Source organism: Rhizobium sp. SEMIA4064 (assembly GCF_003025035.1).
GTDB lineage: Bacteria > Pseudomonadota > Alphaproteobacteria > Rhizobiales > Rhizobiaceae > Rhizobium > Rhizobium paranaense.
Window position 1 is genome coordinate 110,729 of the sequence record NZ_PYJN01000006.1, and the last position, 18,316, is coordinate 129,044.

Genomic DNA, 18,316 nt, shown 5'->3' on the forward strand with positions numbered 1-18,316 from the left:
TTTGGAAGGGACGTAACATGACTTCGTTCAACGCCATCACCCCCGAAAAGCTTCTTCGTCTGCTCGGTACGCCGAAAGCGCCCGCCATATTGGACGTTCGCGACACCGATGATTTCGATGCCGATCCTTATCTGCTGCCGGCCTCGCGACGCCGGGATCATGAGAACGTCGAGGCTTGGGCCGCCGAATTTCGCGACCGAAATGTCGTCTGCCTCTGTCAGCATGGCGGCAAGCTCAGCGAAGGCGTCGCCGCCTGGCTGCGGTTGGCCGGCGCTGCGGCGGAAATCCTCGATGGTGGCCTCGATGCCTGGCGGGCAGCCGGATTGCCATTGATCCCTGTTTCGATCCTGCCCGGGGCCAATGCGTCGGGTGCAACCGTGTGGGTGACCCGCGCCCGGCCGAAGATCGATCGCATCGCCTGTCCTTGGCTGATCCGCCGTTTCATTGATCCCGGCGCGTCGTTTCTCTTTGTCACGCCGCAGGAAGTCGACGGTGTTGCCGAACGTTTCGGCGCGACGCCCTTCGACGTGGAGGGGGTATTTTGGAGCCATCGCGAGGAGGAATGCACTTTCGATACGATGGTCAAGGAATTCCGGCTCGAACTCCCGGCGCTTCATCATCTTTCCCGCATCGTCAGGGGCGCCGATACCAACCGGCCCGATCTCGAACCGCAGGCGGCCGGCTTGCTTGCGATTTCGCTCGGACTGTCGCGTATGTACGCTGACGACATCGAACAGTTGGATGCAGGCATGTTGTGTTATGACGCGCTTTATCGCTGGGCGCGCGACGCGACGCAGGAAAAGCATGATTGGGTCTCGCATGGAGCTAAAAGATCGTGAGCGAAACCGTTTTGGTTGACGCTCTCGCCGCGCCTCCCTCCCTCAGCGAGGCCACACGCATATGGGCGCGCATCGGCGTATTGAGCTTCGGCGGCCCGGCCGGGCAGATCGCGTTGATGCATCGCATCCTGGTCGATGAGAAGCGTTGGATCGATGAAGAGCGCTTTTTACATGCGCTGAGCTATTGCATGCTGCTACCGGGCCCCGAGGCACAGCAGCTCGCCACCTATATCGGCTGGCTGCAGCACGGCATCCGCGGCGGTCTGATAGCCGGGCTCCTGTTCATCCTACCGGGCTTCGCCGTCATCCTGGCGCTATCGGCCTTCTACGCCGTGTTTCACGATACAACCCTGCTTGCGACCGTCTTTTTCGGCATCAAGGCCGGCGTGCTGGCGATCGTGCTGCAGGCGCTGATCCGGCTGAGCAGCCGGGCCTTGAAGACGCGGTTCCATATCGCGGTCGCGATCGCAAGCTTCGTTCTGCTCTTCGTCTTTGACCTGCCATTTCCGTTGGTGGTGCTTTTGGCCGGCCTCTCGGGCTATAGCCGCGTGCTCTATCGGGCTTACCAGGATGACCACTGGCGGCCGCGGTTGCCGCGGCCTGCCGTCGCCAATATCGGCATTGGAGCGCTGCGAAGTGACCGCCTGCGGACCGCCATTATCACACTCTTATGCTGGCTGGTGATCTGGCAGGCGCCGCTGTTGCTGATCCAAGCCATAGATGGTCCGAGGGACATCATCGCCGAAACGCTCAGCGGCGGAAGCAATGTCTTCGGCACCATCTTCTCCTTTTTTTCCCGCATGGCCGTCGTTACCTTCGGCGGTGCCTATGCCGTGCTTGCCTATGTCGCGCAGACCGCCGTCCAGCATTACGCCTGGCTGCGGCCGGGAGAGATGCTGGATGGTTTGGCGCTGGCGGAGACGACGCCGGGACCGCTGATCTTGGTTCTCTGTTTCGTTGGCTTCATCGCCGGCTTCCGGAACCCCTTCGGCTTCGATCCGTTGACCGCTGGCTTCCTCGGCGCCGGCCTCACGGCATGGGCGACTTTCACGCCGAGCTTCCTTTTCATTTTCGCCGGCGCCCCTTTCATCGAGCGGCTGCGCGGTCATTCTGGCCTGTCGGCGGCTCTTGCCGCGATCACGGCTGCGATCGTCGGCGTCATGGCCAATCTGTCGGTTTGGTTCGGCCTGCATGTGCTCTTCGCCGATACCGGGCGGCTCATTCTTTTGAGCCATCGCGTGAAGATTCAGGGTGGCGACTATGCGAATGTTCCGATCGCTGCCGTCGCCTGGCCAGCCTGGGTTACCTTGGATATTTCCGCGCTTTTGCTTTTCATTCTCGCCATTGTGCTGGTCTTCCGTCAGCGGGCAGGGGTGGCAACCGTGCTTGGCATATCTGCCTTGGTCGGTTGCCTGCTGCGCTTCGCGGGATGAAACGAACGCAGTTTGTGTGCGATGCAAAAACCTGAGCTCCGCTCTTGTAATTTGCCGGCCGGTTTGCGATGTCAGCCCGTGATTTCTTTGACCACGAGGACTGCATGGGCCAGCGTATCGAAAGCTTCCGCGAGATCGGCAAACTTTATGACGTCGCGCTCTGCGATGTCTGGGGTGTGCTGCACAACGGCGTCTCCGTCTATAAGGACGCGCCGGTTGCGCTGGAAGCTGCACGGGCCGAAGGACTGACGGTCGTCCTCATCACCAATTCTCCCCGCGTGGCGCCGAAGGTGGTCCAGCAACTGCGGGAGATCGGCGTTCCCGACAGTGCCTATGACCGCATCGTCACCTCCGGCGACGTTACCCGCCGCCTAATTGCCGAGGGTCCGAAAAAGGTATTTCTGCTCGGTCCCGAGCGCGACATCGCCATCATCGAGGGGCTGGATGTCGTGCGCGTCGAGGCTGAAGAGGCCGAGAGCATCGTCTGCACCGGCTTTTTCGATGACGAAACCGAGACCCCCGACGACTATACCGACATGCTGAAGGCCTGGTCGGCCCGTAATGTGCCGTTGATCTGCGCCAATCCCGATCTCGTTGTCGAGCGTGGCCACCGCATGATCCCCTGCGCCGGCGCCATGGCCGCTTATTACGATCGGCTCGGCGGCGAGACGCGGATTGCCGGCAAACCGCATCAGCCGATCTACGATGCCTCGATTGCTGCCGCCCGCGAAGCGCGCGGCGAGTTCCCGCTGTCGCGCGTTGTCGCCATCGGTGACGGCATGCCGACCGATGTGCGCGGCGCGCTCGATTACGGCCTCGATCTTCTTTATATAAGCCATGGCATTCATGCCCGCGAATATGTTGTCGACGGTCACACCGACGAGGCAGCGCTTGGCGCCTTTCTGGCGCGCGAACAGGCGTCGCCGAAGTGGTGGATGCCGCGCCTTGTCTGAGGAGAGTGGTAGCCGATGACGGTTTTCCATCGCAATGAGACCCGCGAACCGCTGCCGGATAATCTCAAAGGCGGCGTCATTGCCATCGGCAATTTCGACGGCGTGCATCGCGGCCATCAATCCGTACTCGATCGCGCGCTGGAAATCGCCAGGGAGCGCGGCGTGCCGGCGCTGGTTCTGACCTTCGAGCCGCATCCGCGAACCGTCTTCAAGCCCGATCAGCCTGTTTTTCGCCTGACGCCGGCGCCGTTGAAGGCGCGCCTCCTGGAGGCAATCGGCTTCAATGCCGTCATCGAATATCCCTTCGACCGTGCCTTTTCGCAGCGTTCCGCCGACGAATTTGTCCATTCGATTCTGATCGACTGGCTGCATGCGTCGGAAGTGGTCACCGGCTTCGATTTTCATTTCGGCCATGACCGCCAGGGCGGCCCGGCTTTCCTGATGAACGCCGGCAGCAAAAACGGCTTCGGCGTCACGCTGATCGATGCTTACCGCGATGAAAATGCCGAGGTGGTCTCGTCAAGCCGCATCCGAGAACTGCTGGCGGAAGGCGAGGTGGCGGAGGTCGCAGGTCTGCTCGGCTATCGCTACACAGTCGAAGCAGAGGTCATCGGCGGCGAAAAACTCGGCCGCTCGCTTGGTTTCCCGACTGCCAATATGCGGTTGCCACCCGAGGTGCAGTTAAAGGCCGGCATCTACGCTGTGCGCTTCCGCGCCGCCGACGGCGTCATTCGCGATGCAGTAGCCAGCTATGGCCGGCGCCCGACGGTGACCGACAATGGCGCGCCGCTGCTCGAAACCTTCGTGTTCGACTTCAGCGGCGATCTCTATGGCCAGGTCTGCTCCGTCTCCTTCTTCGGCTATCTCCGGCCCGAACTGAAGTTCGACGGCCTCGACCCGCTGGTCGCCCAGATCAGGAAGGACGAGGAAGAGGCGAGGGCGCTCCTCGCCGGCGTGCGGCCACTTGGGGACATCGACCTGTTCATCGCCTTTTCTTGAGCGCCACGTTCGCAGGGCAGCAGCACAGCCTGTTGGGCCAGCTCCGATCGGCTTTTCTATACCTTGCGGCGGCTGATCCCTCTTTCTTTCCATGCAAAAAGCGCCTATGAACCGCCAACCATGACCCAATTTCGGCTGAGCCCATCGATACGAATTATTGGCCCGGCCTTCCGCGCGCTGTAAGTTGCCGGAAGGTCCGGGTTTTGGGCGCCTGTTCCCGAGGCGCTTTCCGCCGCCGAAAAATCCCCATATGGCTGCGCCTTTCCGGCGCAAAACGCCCGAGACGCCGAGGCAATTGTCAGAACAATGACCGATACCGCTGAAAAGATCGACTATTCGAAAACCCTTTACCTGCCCGAGACCGACTTCCCGATGCGCGCCGGCCTGCCGCAAAAGGAGCCGGAGCTGGTCAAGCGCTGGCAGGAAATGGACCTCTACAAGAAGCTGCGCGCTTCGGCCGCCGGGCGCGAAAAATTCGTGCTGCATGACGGCCCGCCCTATGCCAACGGCAACATCCACATCGGCCACGCGCTCAACAAGATCCTCAAGGACGTCATCACCCGCTCGTTCCAGATGCGCGGCTATGACAGCAATTATGTTCCGGGTTGGGACTGCCACGGTCTGCCGATCGAATGGAAGATCGAGGAAAAATACCGCGAGAAGGGCAAGAACAAGGACGAGGTTCCGGTCAACGAATTCCGCCAGGAATGCCGTGACTTCGCCGCCGGCTGGATCAAGATCCAGTCCGAGGAGTTCAGGCGCCTCGGCATCACAGGGGATTTCGACAATCCCTATCTGACGATGAACTTCCATGCGGAATCCCGCATCGCCGGCGAACTCTTGAAGATCGCCCGCAGCGGCCAGCTCTATCGAGGCTCCAAGCCGATCATGTGGTCCGTGGTCGAGCGTACAGCGCTGGCGGAAGCCGAAGTCGAATATGCCGATGTCGAGAGCGACACGATCTGGGTGAAGTTCCCAGTCGTCGAAGGTCCGGCCGCACTTGCCGGTGCTTTCGTCGTTATCTGGACGACCACGCCCTGGACGATCCCCGGCAACCGGGCGATCTCCTATTCGTCGCGTGTGTCCTACGGCCTCTACGAAGTGACGGAAGCCGCGAACGATTTCGGCCCGCGTCCGGGCGAAAAGCTGATCTTTGCCGACAAGCTTGCCGAGGAATCCTTTGCCAAGGCGAAGCTGCAGTACAAGCGCCTGCGCGACGTGACTGCCGACGATCTGGCTGCGATCACCTGCGCCCATCCGCTGGCCTCGCTCGGCTACGACTTCAAAGTTCCGTTGCTCGACGGCGATCATGTCACCGACGATGCCGGTACTGGTTTCGTGCATACGGCTCCCAGCCACGGCCGCGAGGACTTCGATGCTTGGACGAGCCATGCCCGCCAGATTGAAGCGCGTGGCATCTCCTCCCGCATCCCGTTCCCGGTCGATGACGCCGGCTTCTACACCGCCGATGCCCCCGGCTTCGAAGGCGGCCGCGTCATGGATGACAATGGCAAGAAGGGCAATGCCAACGAGCTGGTCACCAAGGCCCTGATCGAGACGAACACGCTGTTCGCGCGGGGGAGGCTGAAGCATTCCTATCCGCATTCCTGGCGTTCGAAGAAGCCGGTCATCTTCCGCAACACGCCGCAATGGTTCGTCTATATGGACAAGGACCTTGCCGATGGCACGACGCTGCGTTCGCGCGCCCTCAAGGCGATCGACGATACGCGTTTCGTGCCCGCCGCCGGCCAGAATCGCCTGCGCGCTATGATTGAGCAGCGCCCGGACTGGGTTCTGTCGCGCCAGCGCGCCTGGGGCGTGCCGATCTGCATCTTCGTCGATGACGATGGCCAGATCCTGCAGGACGAGGGCGTCGACGTCCGCATCCTCGAGGCCTTCGAGAAGGAAGGCGCCGATGCCTGGTTTGGCGAAGGTGCGCGCGAGCGCTTCCTCGGCGAAAAGGCCAATGAGCCGTGGACGCAGGTCATGGACATCCTCGATGTCTGGTTCGACTCGGGCTCGACCCACACCTTCACGCTGGAAGACCGTCCGGACCTGAAATGGCCGGCGGACCTCTATCTCGAAGGCTCGGACCAGCATCGCGGCTGGTTCCATTCGTCGCTGCTCGAAAGCGCTGCAACGCGCGGCCGCGCGCCTTACGACACCGTTCTCACCCATGGTTTCACCATGGACGAGAAGGGCGAGAAAATGTCGAAGTCCAAGGGCAACGTCACCTCGCCGCAGGAGGTGATGAAGGATGCCGGCGCCGACATTCTGCGCCTGTGGGTCATGACATCGGACTATGCCGAGGATCTGCGCGTCGGCAAGACGATCATCCAGACCAACATCGACGCCTACCGCAAGCTGCGCAACACTATCCGCTGGATGCTCGGCACACTCGCGCATGATAAGGGCGAGGTGATAGCCCCTGCCGATATGCCGGAGCTGGAACAGCTCATGCTGCACCGTCTTGCGGAACTCGACGAGCTGGTGCGCGAAAGCTATGACGCCTTCGACTTCAAGCGCATCGCCCGTGCTCTCATCGATTTTTCGAATGTCGAGCTTTCGGCCTTCTATTTCGATGTCCGCAAGGATACGCTTTATTGCGACGCGCCGTCGAGCCTGCGCCGCCGTGCAGCGCTGGCCGTCATCCGCACGATCTTCGATTGCATGGTGACCTGGTTGGCGCCGATGCTGCCGTTCACGACGGAAGAAGCGTGGCTGTCGCGTAATCCACAGGCCGTCTCGGTGCATCTCGAACAGTTCGTCACCATTCCCAGCGAATGGAAGAACGAGGTGCTGGCCGAGAAGTGGAAGAAGATCCGCGCCGTGCGCAGCGTCGTCACCGGCGCTCTGGAAATCGAGCGCAAGGACAAGCGCATCGGCTCCTCGCTGGAAGCCGCGCCCGTCGTCCATATCGCCGATCCGGAGCTGCTGAAGGTGCTGGAAGGTCAGGATTTCGCGGAAATCTGCATCACCTCCGATATCACCATCAAGGGCGGCGAAGGCCCCTCCGATGCGTTCCGTCTGGATGACGCCGCCAGGGTGACCGTCGTGCCGAAGCTGGCCGAAGGCCGCAAGTGCGCACGCTCCTGGCGCATCACCACCGATGTCGGTTCCGACCCGGAATATCCCGAGGTTTCGGCGCGCGATGCGGCCGCCTTGCGCGAGTTGATGGCTGTCAACTGAAGAAAATTACCGGATGAATTGCCTTTGGGGCGTTCATCCGGTAAAAGCTGCCTGAAAATGGCCCGATTTTGGCGGCAGTTGCCGTGAATGGGGTTCTGCGATAGTTGTACCGGCTTGGCTGGGAAGGGTATTCATGAGAGCGATGCATAGGGTTCGTGTCGGCGTCAGCTTGGCGGCACTCGTGATTGGCTGCGGTCTGATGTCCGGCTGCATGAGCAGCCCGCGTTACGGCACGGACAAGACGGCCGGCGAGCAGCTCTTCGACGACATCAGCGACATCGCTTCCGTTTCGGCCGCCACGCCGAAGGACAAGGGTGTAAAATATCCGAACCGTCCGGGCCTGGTGCTTCCCGCCGACAAGGACAGGGAAAGCCTGACCTCGCCGCAGCAGTCGCTCGCCAGCAAGGATAATCCGGCCTGGCTGGAATCGCCGGAAGATTCGCGCAAGCGTCTGGCGGACGAAGCCGATCAGAACAAGAACAATGTCAACTATCGCTCTCCGCTCGCTCAGGCCGACAGCGGCCGCAACCGTGTGAGCGAAGCGCAGCAGACGGCCGCCTATCGCGCCGCGCGCCAGGATCAGGACGGCACCTATATCGATCAGCGCCGCTACCTGATCGACCCGCCGCAGCAATATCGTCAGGTCACCGATGAGGCAGCGCTGAACGATCTCGGCACACCCGAGAGCAAGAAGGAAAAGCAGCGCAAGAAGGACGCCGAGGCCGCGCAGCAGTCCAACAACAGCAGTTGGTGGAAGCCTTTCCAATAAGTCTTTTCTAGCTGTGGCGGCGGTCAAAACCGCCGCTTTTTAGAACAATTCCAGGAAAAGTGCGAATCGGTTTTCCGTCCGGAATGCGTAAAAGCAAAGGAATAGAGCGGGAAAGCGATTCCGCGAAACGCTGAGCCACTCTAGTCTTCTATACGCTTTTGCTGGAAGAATTCCCTGAGAATGTCGGCCGCATCTTGCTCGGCCATGCCCGAATAGACGTCCGGTGCGTGGTGGCAGGTCGGCTGGCGATAGAAGCGCACGCCGTTATCGACCCCGCCGCCCTTCGGATCTTCCGCGCCGTAATAGAGGCGGCGGATGCGAGCAAATGAGATGGCGGCCGCGCACATGGTGCATGGCTCCAGCGTCACATAAAGATCGGCACCCGTCAGCCGCTCCTGGCCGAGTGACACGCAGGCCATGCGGATCACGGCGATTTCGGCATGTGCGGTGACGTCGTTGAGTTCCCGGGTGCGGTTGCCGGCCTTGGCGACGACGGCATGGTCGAGCACGAGGACGGCCCCGATCGGCACTTCACCACGCGCGCCGGCGCTTCGCGCTTCGGCGAGCGCCAGCTCCATGAAGTGATTTGTATTCACCATTTAAGATTTTCCACTTAACCGCGGGGGCGTGACCTGATAGGAACACGCCTTAAAAATTCAGGCAAACAACAAATGACAATGAATGACAAGCCCAAGCGGCCTGGGTCCAAACCCTTTACCCGCGATGCCAAGACGAAGCCGGCGAAGTCACGCGACGACGCCAAGCCGATGAAGGCTGCGCCCGCCAAAGTGGCGGCAGAGGCAGACGGCGGAGATGGAAAAGCCGAGCGCATTTCCAAGGTGATGGCGCGCGCCGGCGTGGCATCGCGCCGCGACATCGAGCGCATGATCATGGACGGCCGCGTGACGCTGAACGGCGTGCTGCTGGATACGCCGGTCGTCAACGTGACGCTCGCCGACAAGATCGAAGTGGATGGCGTACCGATCCGCGGCATCGAGCGCACGCGCCTGTGGCTTTATCACAAGCCGGCCGGCCTGGTGACCACCAATGCCGATCCGGAAGGGCGTCCGACGGTCTTCGACAATCTGCCGGAAGAGCTGCCGCGCGTCATGTCGATCGGTCGTCTCGACATCAACACCGAAGGCCTGCTGTTGCTGACCAATGACGGCGGCCTTGCCCGCGTTTTGGAACTGCCGACCACCGGCTGGCTGCGCCGCTACCGCGTGCGCGCCCATGGCGAGATCGATCAGGAAGCTTTGGACAAGCTGAAGGAAGGCATCGCCGTCGATGGCGTGCTCTACGGCTCGATCGAGGCGACGCTCGACCGCACGCAGGGCTCCAACGTCTGGATCACGATGGGCCTGCGCGAAGGCAAGAACCGCGAAATCAAGAACGTGCTCGGCGCGCTTGGCCTGGAGGTCAACCGCCTGATCCGTATTTCCTACGGCCCGTTCCAGCTCGGCGAGCTGCCGGAAGGCCGGGTGCTGGAAGTGCGCGGCCGCACATTGCGCGATCAGCTCGGCCCCCGTCTGGTGGAAGACGCCAAGGCGAATTTCGATGCGCCGCTTTACAATACGTCGGCCGCTGCCGCCGCCGACGACGAGGCGGACGCTAAGCCAGCCCGCGCCGCGAAAGAGGAACGTCCGCGCCGCGAGCGGCCCGAGGACAAGCGCGAGCGTGCGCTGAGCCGTCTCGACACCAAGCGCGACGACCGCCGCGAAAGTGGCCGCCGTATGGACGATCGTCGCGAAGGTTCGCGCCATGGCGAGGACGACCGTCCGAAGCGGCAGCCGCTCGCCCCGCGCCGCAGCGCCAATGTCTGGATGGCGCCCGGCGCCCGTCCGCTCGGCGAAAAGGCAGCGCTGAAGGCCGCCAAGAATGCAAAAACCGCCGCCAAGCGTGGCGAGACGGAGCGCCCACAGCGCAGCGGCTTCGACCGCCCGGATGAAGGCCCGCGCGTTCGGATCAACCGCGTCGACGAGGGTGACGGCGAATGGATTCGTTCGAGCGAAGAAGCTCCGCGCAGGTCGCGTGGCGATGATGAGGGTTTTGACCGCAAGCGCTCCGACCGTCCACGTGGCGAGAGATCTTTTGGCGACAAACCCCGCGGCGATCGGTCGTTTGGTGACCGTCCGCGCGGCGAACGTGGCTCGCGGTCGGAGGGCGGTGACCGCCCCCGCACAAAATCCTTCCAGGGCGAAGCCCGCTCCGAACGTCCTCGCGGTGATCGTCCCTTCGGTGATCGCCCGCCGCGTGGTGATCGGCCTTTTGGTGACAAACCGCGTGGTGATCGTCGCCCGCGCGCCGAAGGGGACGAGCGTCCGCGCGCCAGATCTTTCGATGGTGAGCAGCGCTCCGAGCGTCCTCGCGGTGATCGCCCCTTCGGTGATCGTCCGCCGCGTGGTGATCGGCCTTTTGGCGACAAACCTCGTGGTGATCGTCGACCGCGCGCTGAGGGAGACGAACGTCCTCGCAGTGACCGTCCGCAGGGCGAGCGTTCTTACGGTGACCGCCCCGCAGGTAAGCCCTTCGGCAAGAAGCCGGGTGGAGGAAAGTCCTTTGGCGGCAAGCCGGGTGGAAAGCCCGGCGGTGCACGCGGCTTCTCGGGTAAGCCCGGTGGCGGCGGTCGTCCGTCCGGCGGTCCCGGTCGTGGCGGTCCCAGCCGCGGCGGCCCAAATCGCGGCGGTTCCGGCAAGGGCGGCCCCAAGGGCGGAAGAGGTTAACGCGCGGTGCGGATCGTCGGCGGTGAATTTCGCGGTCGGTCGCTTGCGGTGCCGAAGTCGAACGACATTCGTCCGACGGCGGACCGCACGCGCGAAAGTCTGTTCAATATATTGAGCCATGCCTATTCTGCGGCCATCGACGGCACGCGGATGATGGATATCTTTGCCGGCACCGGCGCGGTCGGGCTCGAAGCTGCGTCGCGCGGTTGCCGCCATGTGCTTTTCGTCGAAAGCAGCGTCGAGGGTCGTGGTCTGCTCTGGGAAAACATCGATGCCCTCGGCCTGCACGGCCGCACGCGCATGTTGAGGCGCGACGCGACAGATCTGGGCAGCGTCGGCAATCTGGAGCCTTTCGATTTTCTCTTCGCCGATCCGCCCTATGGCAAGGGTCTGGGCGAGAAGGCCTTCGCCGCTGCCGCTGCCGGCGGCTGGCTGGTGCCGGGAGCCTTGGCGATTCTGGAAGAACGCGCCGATGTCACGGTTGCCGTCGCACCGGATTTTCTTTTTCTCGAAGAGCGGACTTTCGGCGACAGTAAAATGCATTTCTTCCGTTATCAGCCGCGGCAAGCCTAGCGGCGGAGGGAGAGGAACATGGGCGACTACGCCGATTTTGTTGGGAGCGACTATACGCTCGCGACATCGAGCACGCCGAGCGTCGCGGTCGCCTTCGGCTGCGGTGGTGCCCGTGGACTTGCCCATATCCATATCATCGAAGCCTTGGACGAGCTCGGCATCCGTCCTGTCGCGATCGCCGGCGCCTCCATCGGCTCGATCATGGGCGCTGCCATGGCAGCCGGCATGAGCGGTGCGGAGATCCGCGACTATACGCTCGCCACCGTCGGCAACCGCCCGGCTGTGCTGAACAAGATCTGGAGCCTGCGGCCCCCGAACATGCGTAGCTTCCGGATCGGCCAGTTCAATCTGGAACGCATCCTGCGCGCTTTCTTGCCCTCCACCTTTCCGGAGGATTTCTCCGAGCTGCATATCCCGCTGAAGGTGGTGACGACGGATTATTATGATCAGAACGAGGTGGTGACCGAAAAAGGCGAGCTTTTTCCGGTGCTGGCCGCCTCAGCCGCCATTCCCGCCGTCTTCATGCCGGTCAAGGTCGGCGAGCGCGTCATGATCGATGGCGGCATCATGAATCCGGTTCCTTACGAGCATCTGGCCGGACTTGCCGATATCCTCATCGGCATCGACGTCGTCGGCGGACCGGAAGGTGATGGCACCCATATCCCGAACCGCATCGAGAGCCTGTTCGGTGCCGGACAACTGACGATGCAGTCCAACATCGCGTTGAAGCTGCGGCTGCTTGCACCCCAAATCTTCCTGCGCCCGACTATCGGCCGCACCGGCGTGCTCGATTTCCTGAAGGCCCGCGACATTCTCGCGATGTCGGCCGGCGTCAAGGACGAACTGAAATTCGCCCTCGACCGCGTGATGACCGCGAAGAACTAAGCCCGCTCCGGCTCCTCCGCCGGCATGGCGGAGAGATCGTCGTCGTCGCTGAAAATATCGGCGGCGCGCTTCGGTTTGACCAGCGGCTCCGGCCTGACAGGCCGTGAGTAGAGCATGTCGCGCCCGGCCTGCAATCCTTCGCTTGCCTGCAGTTCCAGCCGCTGCTCGTCGCGCTTGCGGATATCCTCGCCGATCTCGAAAGCTTCGGCCTCGCTGACGCCGAGGGCTTCCAGCGTGCGGCGGCCGAAGAGCAGGCCGGATTCCAGCGTTTCGCGCAGCTCGTAATCGATGCCCTTGTTGCGCAGCGCGATCGAGTGAATGCGGTCGTAGGAGCGGACGAAGATGCGGGCATGCGGATAGTCCGTCTGCACCAGTTCGACGATCTTGTCGGTGATTTCGCGCTGATGCGTGCTGACCACGACGAGCTTGGCCCGATCGATGCCGGCCGAACGCAACACATCCTTGCGGGTGCCATCGCCGAAATAGATGCGGAAGCCGAAGTTGGAGGCCTGGCGGATGCGGTCGGCGGAAAAGTCGATGACGGTGACGTCGCGGCCGCCGGCAAGCAGGATCTGCGCGGCGATCTGGCCGAAACGCGAGAAGCCGATCATCAGCACGTCCGAGCCGGCCCCCTCGAAATCCTCGTCCAGCTCCTCATGCGCATCGCCGGTCAGCATGCGCTTCGAAAGTGCAGCGCCGAGCGGCGTCAGCGCCATGGAGAGCGTCACGATCGCGATCAGCAGCGATGCCGTGCTGGCGGAAAAGAGCCCCCCGCCGATGCTGGCCGCGCTGAAGAGCACGAAACCGAATTCACCGCCCTGAGGAAGCAGGCAGGCGATCCGAATGGCGTCGTTATGCGAGGAGCCGGTCGCGCGGCAGAGCGCATAGATGATGACGCCCTTGATGATCATGACGACCGGCACGGCGAGCACGATCAGCAGCCAATTGTCGGCAATGACATCCAGCTTCAGCGACAGGCCGACAGCGATGAAGAAGATAGCGAGCAGCACGCCGCGGAACGGCTCGATATCCGCCTCCAGCTCATGGCGATAGGAGGATTCGGCCAGCATCACGCCGGAGAGAAAGGCGCCCATTGCCATGGAAAGGCCGGCAAGCTGCATCAGGGTTGCCGATCCCATGACGACGAACAGGGCGGCGGCAATCATCGCCTCGCGCGCGCCGGTGCGGGCGATGACCTGGAACAGCGGCGTCAGCAGATAACGGCCCGCAATGATCATCGCCGCGACGGCGCCGAGGGCGATGGCAAGGTCTAGAATCGGATTGGAAACCTGCGTCGGTCCGCCGAGAACGGTGATCAGCGCCAGCAGCGGCACGATCGCCAGGTCCTGCAGTAACAGCATGGAAAAGGAACGCTGGCCGTATTTCGTGTTGACGTCGCCCTCCTGCTCCAGGATCTGCATGGCAAAGGCCGTGGAGGACAACGCCAAGCCGAAGCCGACGATGATGCTGCCGCGCCAGCCGGTAATGTTTGCGAGATAGGCGGCGAGCGTCAGCGCCAGTCCGGTCAAGATCACCTGCGCCGTGCCGAGGCCGAAAATGTCGCGCCGCATCTGCCATAGGCGCGATGGCTTCAACTCCAGGCCAATGATGAACAGCAGGAAGACGACACCGAGTTCGGCGACGGCCAGCACGGATTCGCCATCGCCAATACCATGCAGCACCGGGCCGATCACAACGCCGGCGGCGAGATAGCCGAGCACGGTGCCGAGCCCCAGTTTCTTGAAGATCGGCGCAGTGACGACGGCGCCTCCGAGCAGCATCAGGGTTTCGGTAAAGAGGGCATTGGGCGCGGACATCGTCTGTTTCTTTCTGTGGGGCAGGCGGTGTTGCAGCGCATAGCCATCAGAAACAACCATGCGTGAAGACATTCGGACAAGAATCGGCGTGGCCGCCCTTGATGCTTTATGTAGTGCACAATAAATGGAACGCGAAGGAAAGGCCAAATCATGTCTTCAGAAATCGATTCCGCCACTCTGCTTTCCCGCGCCAGCCAATTGATAGACCTCGCCCGGAAAGCCGGTGCGGATGCGGCCGATGCCGTTGTTGTGCGCTCGCGGGCGCAATCCGTCAGCGTCCGCCTCGGCAAGGTCGAGGGCACCGAATCCTCCGAAAGCGATGATTTTTCGTTGAGGGTGTTTGTCGGCAACCGCGTTGCCAATGTCTCGGCCAATCCCGGCTTCGACCTGCAGGCCCTGGCCGAACGCGCCGTCGCCATGGCAAAGGTCTCGCCGGAAGATCCATTCGCTTGCCTCGCAGACGAAGCCGATCTCGCCAAGACCTATCCCGATCTCGAACTCTTCGATCCGACCGAGGTCTCGTCGGTTCAACTGCGCGAGGCAGCCCTTGCGATGGAAGAGGCGGCACTCGCCGTTCCCGGCGTCAGCAATTCCTCGGGTGCGGGCGCATCCGCCGGAATGGGCGGCATGGTGCTTGTGACGTCGCATGGTTTTGCCGGTCATTATATGGGCTCGCGCTTCAGCCGCTCCGTCAGCGTCATCGCCGGCGAAGGCACCGGCATGGAGCGTGACTATGATTTCGACAGCCGCCTCTATTTCGCCGAGTTGGACGCAGCCGAGGAGATTGGCCGCCGTGCCGGCGAGCGGGTGGTCAAGCGCGTCAATCCGCGCCAGGTTCCGACCGGCAAGAATGTGACCGTCGTTTTCGATCCGCGCGTGGCGCGCGGCTTCGTCGGTCATATCGCCGGTGCGATCAACGGTGCCTCCGTCGCACGCAAGACCAGTTTCCTGCGTGACAAGATGGGCGAGCAGGTGCTGAAGGCCGGCCTGTCGATCACCGACGATCCCTTGATCGTGCGCGGCCCTGCCTCGCGTCCCTTCGACGGCGAAGGCGTTTCGGGCAAGCGCCTGGTGATGATCGAGGACGGCGTGCTGAAGCATTGGTTCCTGTCCACGTCGGCGGCGCGCGAGATCGGCGGTCTCAAGACCAATGGCCGCGGATCGCGTGGCGGCACGGCCGTTTCCCCGTCCTCGACCAATCTGGCGCTGGAGCCGGGCGATATTTCCCCAGAAGAGCTGATCCGCAATGTCGGCAACGGCTTCTACGTCACTGAGCTGATCGGCCAGGGCGTCAATATGATTACCGGCGAATACAGCCGCGGCGCCACCGGTTTCTGGATCGAGAACGGCGAACTGACGTTCCCTGTGTCGGAGGTGACGATCGCCTCCAACCTCAAGGACATGTTCATGCGTGTGACGCCGGCAAGCGATATCGATCGCGATTTCGGCGTCGCAGCTCCGACGCTCGCCATCGAAGGCATGACGCTCGCTGGGCGCTGAGACGGAGATTGGAATTTCGCAATGAGCGATAGAGACGCAGTCGGCCAATTGAACGATCTTGATCTGATCGTTGAAGCGGCACGCCAAGCGGGCGATATCGCTCTCAGCTTTTTCCGCCAATCGCCGGAAGTCTGGTGGAAGAACGAGGGGCGTTCCCCCGTCAGCGCCGCCGATTTCGCGGCCAACGAAAAGCTCGCCGCCATCCTGCGTCCCGCACGGCCGGACTATGGCTGGCTTTCGGAAGAGACCGACGACGATGCCGAGCGGCTGTCGCATGAGACCCTCTTCGTCGTCGATCCGATCGACGGCACGCGCGGGTTTCTGTCCGGGCTAGAACTCTGGTGCGTCAGCGTCGCGGTGGTGACCAATGGGCGCCCGACGGCGGGTGTACTCTATGCGCCGGCACTGGAGGAATTGTTCGTTGCAACGGCTGACGGCCCGGCGCTGAAAAATGGCAAGCCGATCGCAGTGTCCGACAGGCCGGAACATGATATCCACAGGCTCGCCGCCGGTGAGGATATGTTGAGCGGCTTCGATCCGGATTTCCGCAAGACGGTCGAACGGGCAAAGCATGTGCCCTCGCTCGCCTATCGTTTGGCTATGGTTGCCGATGGCCGGTTGGAAGGAACGATCGTCAAACGCAATTCTCATGACTGGGATGTCGCCGCCGCCGATCTCATTTTGGAGCGGGCAGGCGGGGCGCTGGTCGATCTCTTCGGCCATCCGCTCAACTACAATCGCGCCGATGTCTCGCATGGCGAACTCTGCGGCGCGTCGTCGGCACGGCTACCGGAATTCCTGCGCCAGCTCTCCCACAGACGAAACGGTTGACCTTTTGGTCAAAATCCCTCAGAGGAAGAGTAGAGGGGGATGACAGCAGAAAGAGACGAAAATGACTGTTACCAGCGACAAAAAGCAACTCCTGCACCTCGTATTCGGCGGGGAACTGGAAAATCTCGAAGAAGTACAGTTCCGCAATCTGAACGAACTCGATATTGTCGGCATGTATCCCGACTATGCGAGTGCGCTGACAGCTTGGAAGTCGAAGGCGCAGCAGACAGTCGACAACGCCCACATGCGTTATTTCATCGTCCATCTGCATCGTTTGCTCGATCCACAGGAAAAGGCTTCCTCCTAAGGTCGCGTTTTGCCCATTTAATATTTGATGTTCCCGTCCGGACGGTGTTCTCGTTTTTAATCCGGCTATGGCGCAGTATTTTTGACGCAATCAGAACGAAGAATCGGCCGAACTTTCGGCCGTGGAATGAGTGGGATTTGGCATCGATGACGATCAGCTTGGATCGGAGGCAATCGAGATGAGCAGCCTTAGGGCGCGCCTCGCTTTGGGTGCCTACCGCTTTGGCGGGATTGCAGTCTATCCCCTCGTCGGGACGTACCTTACCGTCCGCGCCGCCAAGGGCAAGGAAGACCGTTCCCGTCGGTTGGAGCGTTTCGGCTATGCGAGCGCCAACCGTCCGCAGGGGCCGCTCGTCTGGTTTCATGCCGCAAGCGTCGGCGAGACCTCGGCAGTCATTCCGCTGATCCGCGAAATCCGCCGCCGCGACATCCACGTCATTCTGACCACGGGAACCATCACCTCGGCCAAGGTGACGCAGGAGCGTCTCGGCGACGAGGTCATCCACCAATATGTGCCGCTCGACCTGCAGCCGGCCGTCAGTCGCTTCCTTGAATATTGGCAGCCCGATTGCACCATCATCGCCGAATCCGAGATCTGGCCGATGACCATCATGGAACTCGGCCGCCGGCGCATCCCGCAGATCCTCGTCAATGCCCGATTGTCGGATCGCTCCTTTGCCCGCTGGAGCCGGCATCCGGCACTGTCGGAAGCGCTGTTCGAAAACCTCGCACTGGTCGTCGCGCAATCCGATCTCGACGCTGAGCGCTATCGCGATCTCAGTGCGCGGCAGGTGATCAAGTCTGGCAATCTCAAGGTAGATACCGACGCGCCACCCTATGACGCGCCGACCCTTGCCAGCTACATGAAGCAGATCGGCGCCCGCAAGACCTGGGCTGCCGTCTCGACCTTCGAAGGCGAGGAGAATGCCGCCGCCATCGTCCACAAGACGCTGAAGGAGCATAATGGCCAATTGACCATCATCGTGCCGCGCCATCCCGAACGCTGCGACGCAATCGAAGCGATGCTGACCGAGCAGGGGCTGAAGGTGGCGCGCCGCACCCGCAACGATGTGTTGTCGCCCGATGTCGATATCTTCCTTGGCGACACGATCGGCGAAATGGGCCTCTATTTGCGCATGACCGAAGTCGCCTTCATGGGCAAGTCGCTGCTCAATGAGGGCGGACAGAACCCCCTGGAACCGGCCATGCTCGGCTGCGCCATCCTGACGGGCGCTCACGTCCAGAATTTCCGCGACGCCTATCAACTGCTCGCCCGTCGCGGCAGCGCACGCATGGTGCGCGACACCGAGATGCTGGCGAGGGGCGTGCATTACCTGTTGACCAACGATGCGGTGCGACGCGACATGATCGATGCCGGCTACGTCGCCGTGCACGAGATGCGCGGGGCGCTGGCGGCGACCATCAAGGGATTGGAACCCTACATCAACCCGCTGACGGTGAAGGCGCGGTTGCTGCCGAAGACGATGGCGCAGGGATAA

Annotated in this window: 15 protein-coding genes; 13 read left to right on the forward strand and 2 right to left on the reverse strand. The window is 62.2% G+C overall.

Annotated elements, in window-relative coordinates:
* The first annotated feature begins 17 nt into the window (after positions 1-17).
* From C9E91_RS04350 to C9E91_RS04375, 6 genes are all read left to right on the forward strand, one after another.
* Positions 18-839, forward strand: a complete 822-nt coding sequence (locus C9E91_RS04350; protein WP_107107143.1) for a chromate resistance protein ChrB domain-containing protein — start codon at positions 18-20, stop codon at positions 837-839.
* A complete protein-coding gene (gene chrA / locus C9E91_RS04355; protein WP_181316008.1) occupies positions 836-2,272 on the forward strand; it encodes a chromate efflux transporter in 1,437 nt (478 codons plus the stop codon). Before C9E91_RS04350 ends, chrA begins: the two co-directional genes overlap by 4 nt.
* A 104-nt stretch (positions 2,273-2,376) precedes the next feature.
* On the forward strand, positions 2,377-3,225 hold the full coding sequence (locus C9E91_RS04360; protein ID WP_107107145.1) for a TIGR01459 family HAD-type hydrolase: 849 nt from the start codon (positions 2,377-2,379) through the stop codon (positions 3,223-3,225).
* Between the two features lie 15 nt (positions 3,226-3,240).
* Complete coding sequence (locus C9E91_RS04365) at positions 3,241-4,224, forward strand: bifunctional riboflavin kinase/FAD synthetase (RefSeq protein WP_107107146.1); 984 nt, start codon at positions 3,241-3,243, stop codon at positions 4,222-4,224.
* Positions 4,225-4,530: 306 nt separating this feature from the next.
* Positions 4,531-7,413: an isoleucine--tRNA ligase gene (ileS, locus tag C9E91_RS04370; RefSeq protein ID WP_107107147.1), complete on the forward strand. Its 2,883-nt coding sequence runs from the start codon at positions 4,531-4,533 to the stop codon at positions 7,411-7,413.
* 133 nt (positions 7,414-7,546) lie between these two features.
* Positions 7,547-8,182 carry a hypothetical protein gene (locus C9E91_RS04375; RefSeq protein ID WP_107107148.1) on the forward strand — a complete coding sequence of 212 codons (636 nt, stop codon included), beginning with the start codon at positions 7,547-7,549 and terminating at the stop codon, positions 8,180-8,182.
* 140 nt (positions 8,183-8,322) lie between these two features.
* Here the strand turns inward: C9E91_RS04375 and C9E91_RS04380 are convergent, their stop codons facing one another.
* Entirely contained in the window at positions 8,323-8,781 is a 459-nt protein-coding gene (locus tag C9E91_RS04380) for a nucleoside deaminase (protein WP_107107149.1), read from the reverse strand.
* Positions 8,782-8,853: 72 nt separating this feature from the next.
* Between C9E91_RS04380 and C9E91_RS04385 the strand changes: the two genes are divergently transcribed.
* Genes C9E91_RS04385 through C9E91_RS04395 form a run of 3 tightly spaced genes read left to right on the forward strand, consistent with a single transcriptional unit; the run spans position 8,854 to position 12,363 of the window.
* On the forward strand, positions 8,854-10,905 hold the full coding sequence (locus C9E91_RS04385) for a pseudouridine synthase (RefSeq protein WP_107107150.1): 2,052 nt from the start codon (positions 8,854-8,856) through the stop codon (positions 10,903-10,905).
* A gap of 6 nt (positions 10,906-10,911) precedes the next feature.
* Complete coding sequence (rsmD, locus tag C9E91_RS04390; RefSeq protein WP_107107151.1) at positions 10,912-11,478, forward strand: 16S rRNA (guanine(966)-N(2))-methyltransferase RsmD; 567 nt, start codon at positions 10,912-10,914, stop codon at positions 11,476-11,478.
* Between the two features lie 18 nt (positions 11,479-11,496).
* On the forward strand, positions 11,497-12,363 hold the full coding sequence (locus tag C9E91_RS04395) for a patatin-like phospholipase family protein (protein ID WP_107107152.1): 867 nt from the start codon (positions 11,497-11,499) through the stop codon (positions 12,361-12,363).
* Here C9E91_RS04395 and C9E91_RS04400 read toward each other — a convergent pair.
* Positions 12,360-14,180: a monovalent cation:proton antiporter-2 (CPA2) family protein gene (locus C9E91_RS04400; RefSeq protein ID WP_107107153.1), complete on the reverse strand. Its 1,821-nt coding sequence runs from the start codon at positions 14,178-14,180 to the stop codon at positions 12,360-12,362. The genes C9E91_RS04395 and C9E91_RS04400 overlap by 4 nt on opposite strands.
* Before the next feature lie 150 nt (positions 14,181-14,330).
* Here C9E91_RS04400 and C9E91_RS04405 point away from each other — a divergent pair, with 150 nt between their 5' ends.
* The 4 genes from C9E91_RS04405 to waaA all read left to right on the forward strand — a co-directional run bounded on the left by C9E91_RS04405 (position 14,331) and on the right by waaA (position 18,316).
* Positions 14,331-15,680 (forward strand): TldD/PmbA family protein, encoded by a 1,350-nt coding sequence (locus tag C9E91_RS04405; RefSeq protein WP_107107154.1) that lies wholly within the window; start codon positions 14,331-14,333, stop codon positions 15,678-15,680.
* 21 nt (positions 15,681-15,701) lie between these two features.
* Entirely contained in the window at positions 15,702-16,511 is an 810-nt protein-coding gene (locus C9E91_RS04410; RefSeq protein WP_107107155.1) for a 3'(2'),5'-bisphosphate nucleotidase CysQ, read from the forward strand.
* 61 nt (positions 16,512-16,572) lie between these two features.
* A complete protein-coding gene (locus tag C9E91_RS04415) occupies positions 16,573-16,818 on the forward strand; it encodes a DUF4170 domain-containing protein (protein WP_107107156.1) in 246 nt (81 codons plus the stop codon).
* 178 nt (positions 16,819-16,996) lie between these two features.
* Complete coding sequence (gene waaA, locus C9E91_RS04420) at positions 16,997-18,316, forward strand: lipid IV(A) 3-deoxy-D-manno-octulosonic acid transferase (RefSeq protein WP_107107245.1); 1,320 nt, start codon at positions 16,997-16,999, stop codon at positions 18,314-18,316.

Excerpts from the sequence above, each read along its gene's own strand:
- C9E91_RS04405 (WP_107107154.1), top strand. The coding sequence starts at position 14,331 with ATGTCTTCAGAAATCGATTCCGCCACTCTGCTTTCCCGCGCCAGCCAA.
- C9E91_RS04385 (WP_107107150.1), top strand. The coding sequence starts at position 8,854 with ATGACAATGAATGACAAGCCCAAGCGGCCTGGGTCCAAACCCTTTACC.
- C9E91_RS04350 (WP_107107143.1), top strand. The coding sequence starts at position 18 with ATGACTTCGTTCAACGCCATCACCCCCGAAAAGCTTCTTCGTCTGCTC.
- C9E91_RS04360 (WP_107107145.1), top strand. The coding sequence starts at position 2,377 with ATGGGCCAGCGTATCGAAAGCTTCCGCGAGATCGGCAAACTTTATGAC.
- C9E91_RS04380 (WP_107107149.1), bottom strand. The coding sequence starts at position 8,781 with ATGGTGAATACAAATCACTTCATGGAGCTGGCGCTCGCCGAAGCGCGA.
- C9E91_RS04395 (WP_107107152.1), top strand. The coding sequence starts at position 11,497 with ATGGGCGACTACGCCGATTTTGTTGGGAGCGACTATACGCTCGCGACA.
- C9E91_RS04415 (WP_107107156.1), top strand. The coding sequence starts at position 16,573 with ATGACTGTTACCAGCGACAAAAAGCAACTCCTGCACCTCGTATTCGGC.
- waaA (WP_107107245.1), top strand. The coding sequence starts at position 16,997 with ATGAGCAGCCTTAGGGCGCGCCTCGCTTTGGGTGCCTACCGCTTTGGC.
- C9E91_RS04410 (WP_107107155.1), top strand. The coding sequence starts at position 15,702 with ATGAGCGATAGAGACGCAGTCGGCCAATTGAACGATCTTGATCTGATC.
- C9E91_RS04365 (WP_107107146.1), top strand. The coding sequence starts at position 3,241 with ATGACGGTTTTCCATCGCAATGAGACCCGCGAACCGCTGCCGGATAAT.
- ileS (WP_107107147.1), top strand. The coding sequence starts at position 4,531 with ATGACCGATACCGCTGAAAAGATCGACTATTCGAAAACCCTTTACCTG.
- C9E91_RS04400 (WP_107107153.1), bottom strand. The coding sequence starts at position 14,180 with ATGTCCGCGCCCAATGCCCTCTTTACCGAAACCCTGATGCTGCTCGGA.
- C9E91_RS04375 (WP_107107148.1), top strand. The coding sequence starts at position 7,547 with ATGAGAGCGATGCATAGGGTTCGTGTCGGCGTCAGCTTGGCGGCACTC.